Origin of the sequence: Methylomonas sp. MED-D (assembly GCF_050276835.1) — a bacterium.
Lineage (GTDB): Bacteria > Pseudomonadota > Gammaproteobacteria > Methylococcales > Methylomonadaceae > Methylomonas > Methylomonas koyamae_A.
The window spans coordinates 3,043,155-3,057,792 of record NZ_CP189965.1; the positions used below are offsets into that span (position 1 = coordinate 3,043,155).

18 protein-coding genes are annotated in these 14,638 nt (G+C 56.1%); 13 read left to right on the plus strand and 5 right to left on the minus strand.

The features are described 5' to 3' along the window. The first annotated feature begins 133 nt into the window (after positions 1–133). Genes ACQE3E_RS13530 through ACQE3E_RS13540 form a run of 3 tightly spaced genes read left to right on the plus strand, consistent with a single transcriptional unit; the run spans position 134 to position 3,058 of the window. Entirely contained in the window at positions 134–1,150 is a 1,017-nt protein-coding gene (locus ACQE3E_RS13530) for a heme/hemin ABC transporter substrate-binding protein (protein ID WP_313730077.1), read from the plus strand. After that, a complete protein-coding gene (locus tag ACQE3E_RS13535; protein WP_313730075.1) occupies positions 1,147–2,241 on the plus strand; it encodes a FecCD family ABC transporter permease in 1,095 nt (364 codons plus the stop codon). Before ACQE3E_RS13530 ends, ACQE3E_RS13535 begins: the two co-directional genes overlap by 4 nt. A 1-nt stretch (position 2,242) precedes the next feature. Further along, a complete protein-coding gene (locus ACQE3E_RS13540; protein WP_313730074.1) occupies positions 2,243–3,058 on the plus strand; it encodes a heme ABC transporter ATP-binding protein in 816 nt (271 codons plus the stop codon). Positions 3,059–3,207: 149 nt separating this feature from the next. Here ACQE3E_RS13540 and ACQE3E_RS13545 read toward each other — a convergent pair whose 3' ends face one another. Further along, positions 3,208–3,444 (minus strand): hypothetical protein, encoded by a 237-nt coding sequence (locus ACQE3E_RS13545; protein WP_313730073.1) that lies wholly within the window; start codon positions 3,442–3,444, stop codon positions 3,208–3,210. Between the two features lie 80 nt (positions 3,445–3,524). Here ACQE3E_RS13545 and ACQE3E_RS13550 point away from each other — a divergent pair, with 80 nt between their 5' ends. From ACQE3E_RS13550 to ACQE3E_RS13585, 8 genes are all read left to right on the plus strand, one after another. Continuing rightward, positions 3,525–4,313: a hypothetical protein gene (locus tag ACQE3E_RS13550; RefSeq protein WP_313730072.1), complete on the plus strand. Its 789-nt coding sequence runs from the start codon at positions 3,525–3,527 to the stop codon at positions 4,311–4,313. A gap of 206 nt (positions 4,314–4,519) precedes the next feature. Further along, a complete protein-coding gene (locus ACQE3E_RS13555) occupies positions 4,520–4,894 on the plus strand; it encodes a hypothetical protein (RefSeq protein ID WP_313730070.1) in 375 nt (124 codons plus the stop codon). A gap of 252 nt (positions 4,895–5,146) precedes the next feature. Further along, on the plus strand, positions 5,147–5,662 hold the full coding sequence (locus tag ACQE3E_RS13560) for a hypothetical protein (RefSeq protein WP_427500657.1): 516 nt from the start codon (positions 5,147–5,149) through the stop codon (positions 5,660–5,662). A gap of 355 nt (positions 5,663–6,017) precedes the next feature. Beyond that, positions 6,018–6,305: an SCO4402 family protein gene (locus tag ACQE3E_RS13565; protein ID WP_313730067.1), complete on the plus strand. Its 288-nt coding sequence runs from the start codon at positions 6,018–6,020 to the stop codon at positions 6,303–6,305. Between the two features lie 51 nt (positions 6,306–6,356). Beyond that, entirely contained in the window at positions 6,357–6,764 is a 408-nt protein-coding gene (locus ACQE3E_RS13570) for a transposase (protein ID WP_231883784.1), read from the plus strand. After that, on the plus strand, positions 6,740–7,090 hold the full coding sequence (tnpB, locus tag ACQE3E_RS13575; RefSeq protein WP_313727828.1) for an IS66 family insertion sequence element accessory protein TnpB: 351 nt from the start codon (positions 6,740–6,742) through the stop codon (positions 7,088–7,090). The genes ACQE3E_RS13570 and tnpB overlap by 25 nt, the downstream gene beginning before the upstream one ends. 31 nt (positions 7,091–7,121) lie before the next feature. After that, complete coding sequence (gene tnpC / locus ACQE3E_RS13580) at positions 7,122–8,681, plus strand: IS66 family transposase (RefSeq protein WP_313728405.1); 1,560 nt, start codon at positions 7,122–7,124, stop codon at positions 8,679–8,681. A gap of 1,026 nt (positions 8,682–9,707) precedes the next feature. Beyond that, entirely contained in the window at positions 9,708–10,328 is a 621-nt protein-coding gene (locus ACQE3E_RS13585) for a hypothetical protein (protein WP_064030057.1), read from the plus strand. A 355-nt stretch (positions 10,329–10,683) separates the two neighbouring features. On the opposite strand, the gene ACQE3E_RS13590 is transcribed toward ACQE3E_RS13585, so the two are convergent. The 4 genes from ACQE3E_RS13590 to ACQE3E_RS13605 form a co-directional block, all read right to left on the minus strand. Continuing rightward, positions 10,684–11,250 (minus strand): hypothetical protein, encoded by a 567-nt coding sequence (locus tag ACQE3E_RS13590; protein ID WP_313730066.1) that lies wholly within the window; start codon positions 11,248–11,250, stop codon positions 10,684–10,686. A gap of 22 nt (positions 11,251–11,272) precedes the next feature. After that, positions 11,273–12,397 (minus strand): hypothetical protein, encoded by a 1,125-nt coding sequence (locus ACQE3E_RS13595; protein WP_313730064.1) that lies wholly within the window; start codon positions 12,395–12,397, stop codon positions 11,273–11,275. A gap of 877 nt (positions 12,398–13,274) precedes the next feature. Continuing rightward, on the minus strand, positions 13,275–13,565 hold the full coding sequence (locus ACQE3E_RS13600; protein WP_313730063.1) for a hypothetical protein: 291 nt from the start codon (positions 13,563–13,565) through the stop codon (positions 13,275–13,277). Between the two features lie 34 nt (positions 13,566–13,599). Next, positions 13,600–13,875: a tyrosine-type recombinase/integrase gene (locus ACQE3E_RS13605; RefSeq protein WP_409521117.1), complete on the minus strand. Its 276-nt coding sequence runs from the start codon at positions 13,873–13,875 to the stop codon at positions 13,600–13,602. A 140-nt stretch (positions 13,876–14,015) separates the two neighbouring features. On the opposite strand from ACQE3E_RS13605, the gene ACQE3E_RS13610 reads away from it, so the two are divergent. Both ACQE3E_RS13610 and ACQE3E_RS13615 read left to right on the plus strand, forming a co-directional pair. Then, complete coding sequence (locus ACQE3E_RS13610; RefSeq protein ID WP_168029364.1) at positions 14,016–14,339, plus strand: type II toxin-antitoxin system RelE/ParE family toxin; 324 nt, start codon at positions 14,016–14,018, stop codon at positions 14,337–14,339. Beyond that, positions 14,332–14,616, plus strand: coding sequence for a helix-turn-helix domain-containing protein (locus ACQE3E_RS13615; protein ID WP_071158158.1), 285 nt, complete (start codon positions 14,332–14,334; stop codon positions 14,614–14,616). Before ACQE3E_RS13610 ends, ACQE3E_RS13615 begins: the two co-directional genes overlap by 8 nt. The last annotated feature ends 22 nt before the right edge of the window (positions 14,617–14,638 follow it).

Consider the following 14,638-nt stretch of genomic DNA (forward strand, 5'->3'; position numbering starts at 1 on the left):
TCAATCCTGCCATTAAATACCGTTCGTCCTGAGCCTGTCGAAGGGCGAACTACCTCGAGCTTCGACGAACCCAGCCCGAACGGAACACCAGGGATAAATAGGGCCTATGAATGAATCAAACGAAAAACCCAACATGAAACAGACTACATCCCTATTGATCCGGCCTAGTGAAGTTTTAATATCCGTTCGCCTTGAGCCTGTCGAAAGGCGGCTTGTACTTCTACCAAATCAGCACGAACGGTTCACACAGTTAAGGGCCGGATCAATAAGCCATAAACTTGCGCGAGCCGCCTGCGCGGCCCTCTTTTGGCTAACCGCCGCCGCGCCGGCCGACGCCACCGTTCCGAGCCGCATCGTCTCGGTCGGCGGCGCGCTGACCGAAATCGTCTACGCCCTAGACGGCGCCGAGCGCCTGGTCGGCGTCGACAGCACCAGCCTGATCCCGGCCGCCGCCCAGGCGCTGCCGCAAGTCGGCTACATGCGCACGCTGTCGGCCGAGGGCGTGTTGTCGCTAAACCCGGACCTGGTGCTGGCCAGCGCCCACGCCGGCCCGCCGGCGGTGCTGGAGCAATTGCGCGCGGCCGGCGTGCAAATTCAAACGCTAGCCGAGGACTATTCCGCCGCGGGCATCGCCGCCAAAATCGGCGCCATCGCCGCCTTGCTGGAACAGCCCGAACGCGGCCGGGAACTGGCCGATCAAGTGCAAGCCGACTTCGATCGACTGGCGCAATGGCGCGCGCAAAGTCGTGAACACCCCAAAGTGCTGTTTTTGATGGCGGTGGCTCACGGCGCGCCGCTGGCTTCGGGACGCGGCACCGCCGCCGACGCGGTATTAACGCTGGCCGGCGCCGCCAACGCCGCCGGCGAACTGCAAGGCAACAAACCCATCGGTACCGAAGCGATGGTCGCCGCCGCGCCGGACGTGATTTTGTTGACCGACGTCGCCGCCAACGCCATCGGCGGTCTGGAAGCGTTCTACCGGCAACCCGGCATCGCCCACACCCCGGCCGGCCGGCAACGTAAAGTCTTTATCGTCGATACCCTGGCCTTGCTCGGCTTTGGCTTGCACAGTGGCCAGACCGTGCTGGAACTGGCCAAACGGCTGCACGGCGAACCGGCAGTTGCCGCCGACGTAGGGGCAGGCCGATGACCGTCCATGCCGTGATGGCGACGGCCGGACCGCGTCTTCGGCTAAAACCGAGCTTGAGCCGCGCCGGCCTGTGCTGGCTGCTGGCATTGCTGCTGGCCGTCGCCGCCTTGGCCTCGCTGGGCAGCGGCGCGGTCGCGATCTCGGCCGGCCAGGCCGCCGCCATCGTCGCCGACCGCTTCGGTATCGCTCTGCCCTGGCCGTTCGGCGCGGACCAGCAAGCGGTGCTGCTGGCGATCCGCGCGCCGCGCCTGGTGTTGGGTTTGCTGGTCGGCGGCGCCTTGGCCGCATCCGGTGCGGCGATGCAGGGCTTGTTCCGCAATCCGCTGGCCGATCCGGCCTTGATCGGCGTTTCCAGCGGCGCGGCGCTGGCCGCGGTGGCGGTCATCGTGTTGCGTGACAGTCTGTTCGGCGCCGTGGCTGGCGCATTCGGCGCTTATTTATTGCCGGTCGCGGCCATCGCCGGCGGTTTTGGGGTCAGTTGGCTGGTGTACCGGCTGGCCGACAGTGGCGACCGGCTGGACGTAGCCTCGCTGTTGTTGTCCGGCATCGCCATCAACGCGCTGGCCGGCTCGGCCACCGGCTTGCTGGTGTATCTGGCCGACGACGACCAATTGCGCAGCTTGACCTTCTGGAGCCTGGGCAGCCTGAACGGCGCCGGTTGGGACGGCGTTGCCATCGGCGCGCCGTTTTTACTGGCCAATCTGCTGCTGTTGCCGTGGCTGGCCGATGCCTTGAACGCCTTGCTGCTCGGCGAGGCCGAAGCCGGCCATTTGGGATTTCCGGTCGAACGCATCAAAACCGGCGTGGTGGCCTTGGTCGCGCTCGGCGTCGGCGCGGCGGTGGCCTTGTCCGGCGTGATCGGCTTCATCGGCCTGGTGGTGCCGCATCTATTGCGGCTGGCCCTAGGGCCGGACCACCGCTGGCTGTTGCCCGCGTCGGCGCTGCTCGGCGCCTTGCTGCTGATCTGCGCCGATGATCTGGCCCGCAGTTTGGCGGCGCCCGCCGAGATTCCAATCGGCATCGTCACCGGCCTGCTCGGCAGCCCGTTTTTTCTGTGGCTGCTGTTCCGGCAAAAACTGATGGGCCATTGACATGTTGCAAGCCATAGACTTGAGCCTGCGCGTCGGCGCGAAAACCTTGCTGGACGGCGTGACGCTGGCACTGCGCCCCGGCGAAGTACTGGCCGTGGCCGGCCCGAACGGCGCCGGCAAATCCAGCCTGTTGCGGGCCATCAGCGGCGAACTGGCGCCGTTCGCCGGCCAAGTGAGGATGAACGGCCGGCCGCTGGCGGAATGGCCGCCGCAGCGGGCGGCCTTGCTGCGCGGGGTGTTGCCGCAAAGTGCCGGGCTGGCGTTTCGTTTCACGGTGCGCGACGTGGCGCTGATGGGCCGCAGCCCGCAGCGCAAAAGCCACAGCGCCGCGCAAAACCGGGCCATCGCCGAACAGGCGCTGGCGATGACCGATACCGGCCATCTGGCCGAGCGCATCTACACCACGCTGTCCGGCGGCGAACGCCAACGGGTGCAACTGGCGCGGGTGCTGGCGCAAATCTGGGAGCCGCAAGACCCGCTGCACCGCTATTTATTGCTGGACGAACCGACCTCGGCGCTGGACCTGGCCCACCAGCACGCGGTGTTGGCCATCGCCCGCCGCTTCGCCGACGAACAACAGGCCGGGGTGTTGGCGATCTTGCACGACCTGAACCTGGCCGCGCTTTATGCCGACCGCATCGCGCTATTGCATCAAGGCCGGCTGGCCGCCATCGGCACGCCGGCGCAAACCCTGAACAGCGAGCTGATCCGGCAAGTATTCGCTTACCCGGTCAGCATCAGCCGTCATCCGCAAAACCCGGACGCGCCGTTGGTGATTCCGCGGCGGCAAGTGGTACCGGGCGTTCAGGAGCAATGAGTGATTAACCGAGCCTTCAAATACCATTCGCCCTGAGCCTGTCGAAGGGCACACCGCCTGGGCTTAGCCGAGCTCAGCTTAAACGGAATAACCGTGATCAATAGGACCGGAGCCACGTAGCAGGCACTCGATTACCCGGAATACCCGGTTTAACGTGTTCGGAGAAATGCGTTAACAAAAGCCGCCAAGGAAGGCGGCACCTTATAATTCAATCCTGCGGATTTATCCGGCATGGCAATGGTGTTATTGGGAGTAAAATCGAATAAACTGGCAGCGAACACTAGCCCGGCTGCAATCGGTCGATCCAGTGGTTCAATGACGCCGATCGCTCCGTTACCGGTCATCAGTTTTGAACTCTGAATGGTATACAGAAAGGAAAATTTCATGTTGACCCATCAGTTATTGAAAAAATGCGTATTGGCTTGGTGATATACGGAAATCGCTCAGTAACTAGTTGGACATAACCGTGAATGACCAGAACCGCGATGATGTCATGGCGCGACTCGAGAGGCTCGGCTTCGAGGTGCAGCCCATCCCCGAGACGTCAATATCGCTGCAGCCCGACTTGGTAACATTGTCGGACGGCGTCACGATGTACGTGGAGGTCAAGACTCGTTCCGAGGACCGAGTGCTGCGCGGTGACATGGAGGCAGTTCGAATTGGCCGGGAGGTTGAGATCCTGACCAACTTGGACAAGCACAACAGTATCTCGGCGGAGGTCAAGCATGCTAGTCGCCAGCTAGACACAGCCGCACAGTCGGACGACCTTAGACTCCTATGGTATCGGGCAGATCGCGGCCCTTTTGTCAGCGGCACCAAGGAGCAGATTGGGTCCAGCCTCTACGGCATGCGCATGGTCCTGGCTGATCGCCCATCGCACCCAAGGCGTCCGTGGCACTGTGCATATGCTGGCCATGCCGACTTCTTCCGGTTCCCCGAGATTGACGGCGTGATGATCGAGGTTGATGGCCTGATCAGCCTGTTCCTCAACCCGTTCTCTCCCCGCGCTGATGCCTTTGCTGTCAGTCGAATCGTCAGAGTTCTGGCAGCCGATGACGCCGTGTTCGACATTCAACGCGCTATCGCCGACGGCCAGATATTCTCGGCAGGTGGTGATGCACCCAGGCGCGACGATGCCGCACTCTTAGAGCACCTGGCGTCGAGGTACCCCGAAACTACTTTCGTTCGCTTCCTTCGCAGCGGCGGCGTGACAGTCATGACGACGATCGACGGCTCGAATGAGGCGTCCAATTAGCCCTGTAGGGTGGGCACCGGGTTTTGTGCCCACGCGGATTTGAATGGTGGGCAATTTTGCCCACCCTACCTCTATACGCTGACGGTAGGTTTGCTAACCGCACCGTTCGGGAAACGACGTACTTGCCTCCGTGCGGTTCGTTACCTCACCGCACGCTAAGACCTGCGCAAAAGCGTGCAGCCCCTCACTTTTACGTTAGGCGTCGAATGAAACACGGCCCCGCGTGGATCATCTTTGAGGAGTCCTATCAGACCCCTCAACGACTTGTCTCAATCTTGTCTCCCCGAAAGACCGTGCGTGATGTTGCCGCGTACGTCGAACAGCTTTATATTGACAGATCGAGTTCTCTGAGCGAGCGACTGAAATACAAGAAGTCTCGCAAATCCGCTGCTTATAAGCCGATGATAGAAGGCTCTGTCGTACATTGTGGCCATGAGCCGCATCTGGTTGCCATTTATGCTTACCAAACTAACATAAAGAACAACACGCTCGAATTCACCTATCGAATCATTATCAAGAGAGCGGAACATTCCAAGGGCGTGGTGTTTGAAGAAAGGAGCCAGTCGATTGAAGTCCTGTAGGGTGGGCACGGTTTTTGTGCCCACGCGGTTTAATGCGTGGGCAATTTTGCCCACCCTACCTCTGTTCGCAACATCCGCTGGCGTCGATACCGGTGAGCTTGCAAACCACAACGTTCGGGAAACCGTGTACTTTATTCCTTGCGGTTCGTTACCTCACCGCACGCTACGGCCTAACCACTGAGTTACTCAAAAAATAAGTATTTAGCTTGGTGACATACGGAAAATGTTTAATGACTAGTTATGCATAAATACATGGAAAACCGAATCCCAAAGAGCGGATATATAGGAAGGTTTTCAATTCGTAATGTTCCAATTTTTATCCATTGGACATTCCCGGTCGGAGGAGTATTTTTTGCTTTCTTTCTAGGAAATCCTACTTTAATTCGAACTTTGCCATTAGTCGCTGCTTATACAATCTTGATCATTTTCCATGAACTTGGTCATGCCATAGCAGCAAAGATGTACTCTTCTAAAGTACACTGCATTCTCGTTACAGGCGCTGGCGGATGGTGTATTGCCGAGAAACCTAAGTCATTTTCGGCCTGTTTGTTGTTTTATGCTGGAGGAGTTATTGCCCAATTATTACTGCTTTTAGCAACTACGCTTTATATTGTGACGTTTGGGAGTCCTGAATCTAAGGTTCTTGGGCCATTTGTATTTGTATTTACATTGGTGAACGCCGTTTTAATTATTATAAATCTGATCCCTGCAGGGAAAAGTGACGGTATGCGGCTTGTTGCTGCGTTTAGGGAAAGGATTAATCCATAATCAGTTAAGGGCGAGTCCTGTAGGGTGAACAGGGTGTTTATGCCCACGCGGATTTTAATGGCGGGCAATTTTGCCCACCCTAACTCTGTTCGCGATATCCATTGGCGTAGATGCCGGTAAGCTTGCTTACCGCACCGTAAGCGAAACGGCGTACTTTATTCCCTGCGGTTCGTTACCTCACCGCACGCTACGGCCTTAACCCATCCGAGCAGGTAGATCCTGTCGTTGTAAGAAGCAATGGGCAAGTAATTGGGCGAGACGGAATTTCAATTGAAGTTTCTATTGCTGAAAACTATCAACAAGCTCATTTTCCATTGAGCGAATATGAAAACTAGGCTACTTGGAATTCGCCAAAATGAAATATCTCAATCTTAGAAATGAGCTTATTTTTTATTTAAAAGGTCTAAGTGACGCCGAATATCAACGGTCTTGTTGGATAAATCATGATTACCAAAGTGGTATCGAGTATGATGAATTTGATTTAGCTGTACATTTTTTGTTTGACGATACCACACTTTCTTCTGAGTCTGAGAGTTGGATCGGACTGTGCTTAAAGAATAAAGAAGAGGCTTTTAAAGTTAAGAGAGTATGTGATGCAATTGGAGTTATTTTCGTAAGCGGTCCTTTAACAGCATCTGTATAAACAGCTCGAAAGGAACGAAGATAGTGTCCACTTATAATCAGGTGGACACCTATGAAGGAGCATAACACGCGATTATCGCGGCCATTAATCGTGGGGCACGGGCGAGACGGCCGTTGCCTTTATGATCCGGAAGCCAAGCGGGAGCTAGTGAAAGTTTGCTTGCATTCGGGCACATCGGTTGCCAAGATCGCTCTGCAATACGGTATCAATGCCAATCTGCTGCGCAAGTGGATGGGGCATTACCGAGAAACAGGACATCCGAATCCGAACAGTCCATTAACGTTGCCGGCTTTTGTGCCCGTTCAGTCGCTGAGCGCAGAGAAACCGGCTGAGTCAGCGCTCAGTGCGGAGTTGCCCAACGGCGTTAAACTCGCGTTACAGCCTGTCGCACTGAGCGACCTGCCGGTGATTTTGAAGGCGTTGGCCGAGCTGCCATGTTTCGTTTCGACGCAGGATTGAAGGTCTACCTGCACCGCGAGCCGGTCGACGGCCGCAAGGCCATCAATGGTTTAGCGCTGCTGGTTGAGCAGGCATTAGGCTTGAATCCGTTCGAGCCGGCCATCTACGTGTTCAGCAACCGCCGGCGGGATCGGATCAAACTGCTGTTGTGGGACCGCACCGGTTTTTGGTTGATGCTCAAGCGGCTGGAAGCCGACCGTTTTCACTGGCCGAAAGAGGCAGCAGTTGTGATGTTGACGGTCGAGCAACTCCACTGGTTGTTAGCCGGTATTGACTTGGCCGCGATGCGGCCGCATCCGGCACGAACCTATACCCAAGTGGGCTGAAACGCGGATGTAAAGCCGGTAAAATAACGGCATGACGCCCACCATCACGCTGTCCACCGAAGACTACCAAGCCTTGCTGGCCGAGCAGCAACGGCTGGCGAGTCAACTGCGGTTGGTGACGGTCGAGCGGGATTTATTGAAAGAACGTGTGGATGCCTTTCTGCATAGGCTGTATGCCGCAAAATCCGAGGCGCGGGCCAATCCGGCCCAGCGCGACCTGTTCCTGAACGAAGCCGAAGTGTTGGCGCCGAACGGTGCTCCAATCGCCGAGGAAGCCACGCCCGAAGCGGTCGAGGTGGCCGGTCACCGCCGTAAGAAACGCGGTCGCAAACCGCTCGATCCGCATCTGCCGCGTGAGATCGTGCGCCATGAATTAGCGGAAGCCGAACGCATCTGTGCGCATGACGGTACTCGTCTGGTGGAAATCGGCGCTGAAATCAGCGAGCAGCTCGACATCGTGCCGCAACAGGTGCGAGTCATTCAACATCACCGCGTCAAATATGCCTGCCCGTGCTGCGATGAAAGCATTCGCGTGACGCCGGCACCGGTTCGCATCATCCCCAAAGGCTTACTCACCGAAACGGCATTAGCCTGGGTCGTCACCGCCAAATACCAGGATAGCCTGCCGCTGTATCGGCAAGCCGCGCTGTTGAGCCGTTTCGGCGGCGATCTGTCGCGCAACACGTTGGCGGCTAGCATGGTGCGGGTTGGCGACGCAGTGCAACCCATCATCAACTTGCTGCGCGACCATCTGCTCGATGCCGATCTGATCCTGGGCGACGAAACCGTGGTTCAAGTGCTCAAAGAATCCGGCCGAGCCGCGCAAAGCAAAAGCTATCTGTGGGCACAAATGACCGGCTCCGGACCGCCGATTCGGCTGTTCAGCTACACGCCGGGGCGCGGCGGAACGCATGCGCAGCCGTTGTATGAAGGCATCAAACCCGGCGCGGTACTGATGAGCGACGGCTATGAGGTGTATAACGCCATTGCAGCCAGCCGGGGTGCGATTCACCTCGGCTGTTGGGCGCATGCGCGGCGTTATTTTGTCGAGGCCGAAGCCGCCATTCCTAAAGCCGCGCGCGGCCCGGAGCAACTGGCGACGCAGTTTATCGCGGCGATGGGTGAACTGTACGCGATTGAAACTCAGACGGAAGACCTGAGCGTCGAACAGCGTGGGCAGCGGCGCCAGGAGCAAAGCCGACCGGTTTTGGTCAAAATCGAAGCCCTGCTGCTACAACATCTGCATGCGGTAATCCCCGGTAGTTTGCTGGGCAAGGCTTTGCATTACTTGTCATCGCAGTGGTCCAAACTGATCCGCTTCGTCGACAACGGCGCTTGGCCCATCGACAACAACCTCTGCGAAAACGCCATACGCCCCTTCGTGGTGGGCCGCCGCAATTGGTTGTTTTGCGATACGGTGGCCGGCGCCCGTGCCAGCGCTAATCTTTACTCGTTGATCGAAACCTGTAAGGCCAATAGCGTCGACCCTTACACCTATCTGGTCGATCTGTTCCGAAAGCTTCCCACCGCAAAAACTGTCGAAGAGTTCGAAGCGCTGTTGCCTTGGAATCTCGACGCCCTAACGGACTAATCGTACGCCAACGGTTAAGTCATTGTCCGTTTCAGTTCTAGTGCGTCCTTCAAAGATCGCTTACTTATTTTCGAAAAGTATGGAACCCTATTGAGCGATAGAGAATACGTTGCGCTGCCCGAATGGGAAATAGTTTTAAGTGCGGCGATGGATGCTCACAAATGTTTGGTCGATTCCGTTTAACAGGATTTTGAAGCCTGGTAAGGCACGGGTTTTGTGTTCACGCGGATTTGAACGGTGGGCAATTTTGCCCTACCTCTGCTCACGACTTCCGCTGGTGCAGATACCGGGGAGCTTGCGAACCGCACGGAATCGTCTCCGTTTTCTTGAGGGCCCCATCCTTAGAGCTAACCGGCTCGGCCGCTGTCCAGCAAAACTAGGTCGGGCAAAGCCACCTTGCCCATGCGCCTCCGCCGATACCCGGCTAGCTTGCCGCCATCGTCGAATACCGCCCCAGACGGCCGGAGTGCGGCGCCACGGGCTACCCGGTACGCGCTTACCGCTGAATTTTCCGCGCGGTAGCGCGAGTAAACCGTACGGTGGGGTACTCGAACCGCACGGTGGACGCCGGCGATGGCGCGGTCGGCCGACTCGACCGTGCGTTCTGACGCCTGGAATGCGCGGTGGAACCGACCGAGCATACGGTGGACTCGATTTACCGTGCGGTGGGCTGATTTTCCGGCGCGGCGGAACCGAAATACCGCGCGAATTTTCCGGCCGGCAGTAGCATGCGTTGGAATAACCGCGCCACGATTGCCAACGATGGCCGCGAACGCGGCTTGGCCGGCAGCGCCGATACCGGAATCGGTCCGAACCTTATAGCCTCTAGGTATATCCGCTGGCCGGTCGGCGCGGAGCTGCGACAATTGGTCTCACCCTAGTGATGCGCAAGCTGATCTACAATCCACTAAGACTTAGCTTATTCGCTAGTCTAAATCCCCTCTTCTTATCATCACTTCTCCGCTATTGACCAGCCTCCGCGCTAACGGTCAATCCCGGCGCTGTCCTTTTTTAAGGAGTCTTACCATGGCTAAATCCGATTATTTACCCCGCTCCGATGGCGAGCTGCTGCTTTGGCATGATCGTTTTAAAGACAATCTGATCGCATTAAAGGAAAAATTGGGCTTGTCCGATGACGATATTGCGGTGATCGTCAACGATAACGAGGCTTTGCACAGCAAAATTGCCGCTTCCAACATCAGCGCGGCGGCAGCTCAGCATGCCAATGCGGAGAAAACCGCGGCCTGTATTCAGTCGGGCGGTCATACCCGGATTTTGGCTAGGCGCATTAAAACGCTGAGCAACTATACCCAGGCCATCGGCAATCTGCTGGGCATCATCGGCAGCGAGTCCTCTCAGGATTTATCCGAGGCCAAACCGGTATTGAAAGCGATCGATCAAACCGGCGGGGTTGTGGAATTTAGTTTTTTGAAGGGCGGCAGCGACGGCATCAATTTGTACTGCCAGCGCGATAACGACGCGGAGTTCATGTTTCTGGCGCGGGAAACCCAGACTCACTTTATCGATAACCGCGCTCTGTTGGTACCGGGCAAGCCGGAATTGCGTCGCTATACGGCGGTGTATGTGCAAAAAGACCATGAAGTCGGCCAGTTCAGCGACGAATTGGTGGTCAATTGCGCGCCGTGACCGAAGGGATCGCGTTTGTGTAGCGCTACCCTGGCGCGGGTGAGCCGTGCATGCCGCGTCGGGGTCGGTTGGCTTAACGGGTTTGGCGGACTAATCGCCGCGCCTAAATTAAGTTTATCGGGGCTGACGACAATGACTCGTTTCGCCCCGCCGCCAATCCTAGCGAATCAATATGGAGTAAGGCCGTCGCGCTCGCCGGGAAGCGGACATCCTCGGCCAGGGACGGCAAACTCCCCCTCTGCGGCATCTGGATGTCGGCTTTCGCAGCCATACCCATAACAAAAAACCGGCGAAAAATTTTTGAAAGCCGCCGCCTCGGGTTTGGCGGCGGCGTTGGCTGAGCGGCTGCTTTAGTTCAACGGCGGTATGGTCGCCGCGAAATCCCTAACCCAGCCAGTGCCGAACCAAACAACCAGAAGGCCGCGGGTATCGGTATGGTATTGACGGTGATCGAAGCGTTTGCCGTTAACACATTGCCGTTGGAGAGCGTGTCGGTGTCGGGATCGAATGCGGGATTGAACGGGCTGCGGGCGAATAAGTCGTAGGTCAGTACGATCTGGCCGTAGGTAGTCCCTTGAGCGGCATCGTCGGCAATTTTAAAGCGGCCCAATCCGGTTTGGTTGCTGTCATCGAACGATTGTCCCCAGGCGGTACTGGCGCCAAAGCCCGGCCCTACGACGAAGAAATTATCGGGTGCGCTGATAAAGTCGGTAAAGGTACCCGGCGAACTCGAGGATTGAAATTCCGCGCCGGTCACGACCAGAAAGTTTTGGGTATTGGTCAGAAGGAAACCCCAACCCACGGTATCGCCTCGGTAACCTGCGATTGCGCCATTCGCGGGCTCCAATTGGAATGCGGTCGAGGCCTGGGTGCTTGGCAGTATGAATAACAAGCCGGCTAACAAGAATAGGCGTTTCATCATCAGAATATCTCCGAATTAACAATTAGCGGAATTGATTGGTCAAGGTTTTAGATCCGGATACTTCGCCGTCGTTACTGCTAAACGGAATGCTGACTTTAAATCTGGCGACGTTAGGGCAACCGTTGAAGTTGATGCTGGCCGTACCGCTCACCTGCGCGCCGGCCGGGATATTGCCAACGCCCAATGGGAAACTGGCTGGCGTGGTCACGGTTGGAGTACAAGCCGCGCCGGCGACTTGAGTGAGATTCAATGCGTCGATTTGGGCGTTTTCCGCCGGACAACGGCTATTGTTGCCGAGCGAAATCGTCCAGATACGGGCACTTTGGGTACCGGACTTTTTGCTGATGTTGGCCGATAGCTCGGGCAGCTCGCCTACTTGGCAATCCACCGGATTTTCGATGAATCGGTCGGAAAAATCGGTTTTGGCGTAATCGTAGGCAACCACATTGTCGACGATGTACTTGTCATAAGAGTTGCCGTCCGATTCCGCGCTACTACCCACAATAAAACCCGCGGCGGGAATGGCCGCCGGGTTCCATGATGCGGAACTGGAACTGATCAGTTGTCCGTCGCGGTAAACTCTCAATCTATCGCTACTACCGTCTATGCCATTGACATTCCAGGCAATCGCGGCGTGGAACGGCGTGCCGATTTGCGCGACAAACTGTTTGGGTTCGTTTGGGGTCAATATTCCAGCCGAGCCTATGCCGCCGAAAATACCCTGGCCGGTAACGCCGTCGCCCCAGTAGAGAAAAAAAGTATCCGTTTGTCCTGAATAGGGGTGACCAAGCAATCCGAAAACGCCGTAGTTGTAGGGTTCCGGCTGGGTGACCTTGGGGATGATCCACATCGAGATCGCGCCGCGTTGCGCGAGATTTCGCATAATTTGGCCTGGGAACTCAACCCAGTTCCAAAGGCCTTTACGAACGTAGCCGTTGCCGAATTTGCCCGGCTCGTAAGCGTAATTGCCGCCCATCAGCGTGCCATCCGGTCCTACTTCGCTATGGGTCACCTCGGCGTTACTCCCCAGTTTGTTCCATAACACCACATTACCTGTTTCGGCTATGCCGATGGTTGGGGTCGATAAACCCGGCACAATCAGCAGGCAAGCGACCGCAAGGCTTGGTTTGTGTTTGATCTTATTCATAAGAGCCTCCTTGATGGAGTAATGAAATGCGATTTGCCCAAATCCGTTGATACTGTCGGCCAGTCCGGGTGGGCAGGAGAAATTTAGACTTGTTGTAAAAACCAGGATGAAGCCAGACGCCTTTGCCGGCAACCCGCCGAAAAAAGCCAAAATGAGCGTCAAAAATTACGGTATTAAATATAGGGTAATTTAACCCCATTGACCAGCGTTTTCATTCAGTGGCTGGAAAACCGGCTAGGTGTGCTGGTTAATTGTGTTTTGCCGGGTTGAAATTACGTCCTTACAGTGGCCGGGCGATAGCAAAATCAGCCGGCAACTTGATATTGCCGATCGGCTTTCAGCCGACTCCGGGCGGTCATTGAATTTCGAAACGGCGGGCTTTGTGACGTTGCAGACAGCGCAAGCGGTGGGGAAGAAGGTTTCGCGGGCATTGTCGCTGTAACAGCACCTGCATTTGCTTGAAGTATTCTGGACAATAAAAAACCCGCTAAGCCAGACAGCTTGCGGGTTTTTGGACTTCGTTGCACTTGCGTGCATTAATCTGTGGTACGAGGGTCGGAACCTTAATATTCTTAAATAATTGATTTATATGTAATGATTTTTCAACACTTCAAATAAGGACACACTCAAGGACACAGCTCAATCTCCTGTCGGTTGCTTTTCGACAGAAAACAATCAAATCTCGATCGCGAAATTTGCCCTGATTTATCGCCTTCCCGATCCAGAAACCTTGATCTCTCGAATTCCTGAAATCTGCCAATTTGCGCCATTGAAATGTTTACCGTAGTGAGACGCCACGCGGCTTACAGTCTTTCGGTGGCGGATCGACGCAAATCCATGGAAAAAACATTTCGGCACTTAAAGCCATAAATATCAATTATTTAAGAAAAATCGCCGGTTTTTTCGGTGTGCCGTTTGGCCTGTCGAAATGGCGCAAACCGTCAATGATCGGCACTTTGTGAATTTTGCAAATCGGGTAAAAACGCTTCGCTTTGGTGTCTGCAAGCCGCTGCTTTCCTGGCTCTCCGGCAACTTGTCCCGGTTTAAGCCCTTCAAAACGAAATTCGCGTGCAATTTTTTGTGCAAAACCCGCGCAGGTGAGGATGAGTGAATTTAGCCGCTGGTAGCGGTGTCGCAGCGACTGTACCGGTACCGAGCAAGCCGCCATCAGATCCAGGTCGCGAACTCAGGACGTCGAGACGTTACGCCACTTGGGAAAGCCCTCGCGCAGGGTGGTTGGTAGATGAGTTGGACATAGGGTTGAGCAACACCGCATCCTTCAGATGATCCGGCGCCAAGTGGGCGTAGCGCATCGTCATGCTGATGTCGGCATGGCCCAGGATTTTTTGCAGGCTCAAGACGTTGCCGCCATTCATCACGAAATGGCTGGCGAACGAGTGCCGCAATATATGGGTGGCCTGTCCGCGTGGGAATGCCAGCTCGCTACGCTTGGCCGCGCGTCGGAACCGGCCCTTCAATTCAAGGGCGTAGGCCGCATACAGTGCATCGACGCGGGACGGGCAACGTGAGGCTGAAAGAAAAAAAATCGGTATTTAGCCATTAGTAGACTATCAAAATACCTTGATAAATATACAAACACCTTGATAATCTAACCCGCATGAAAAAACTGAGCTTTATCGGTTCCAGCCTGGACGACCTTAAAAACTTTCCCGCCGAAGCTCGCCGCGATGCGGGTTTTGAGCTGGATGCCGTGCAGCGTGGCGTCATGCCATCCGACTTTAAGCCGTTGCTGTCCGTCGGCCCCGGCGCGTACGAGATTCGCATTCATGTGCTGGGCGAGTGGCGGGTAGTCTATGTCGCCAAGTTCGATAACGCGGTGTACGTACTGCATGCTTTTCATAAGAAAACACAAAAAACGCGGCGCGAAGATATTGAGCTGGCCGCTCGTCGTTATAAACAACTGGGGAATATCGATGGATAAAGAACCTGTAATTGAATCATGCGGCAATGTGTTTGCCGACTTGGGCTTTTCGCCGGAAGAGGCCACCTTGCTGGCAATGCGCGCCGAGTTGATGGCACGGTTGCGCGAAACCATCACTGAACGCGGCTGGACGCAAATTCAGGCCGCCGAGCATTTAGGTATTGGGCAATCGCGCGTGTCCGATCTGGTACGCGGCAAGCGCGATAAATTCAGTCTGGACATGCTGGTAACGCTGGCTACCCGAGCCGGCAGACGGGTTGAATTGACGGCGGCATAACATGCCGCATCGAGTAGCGAGA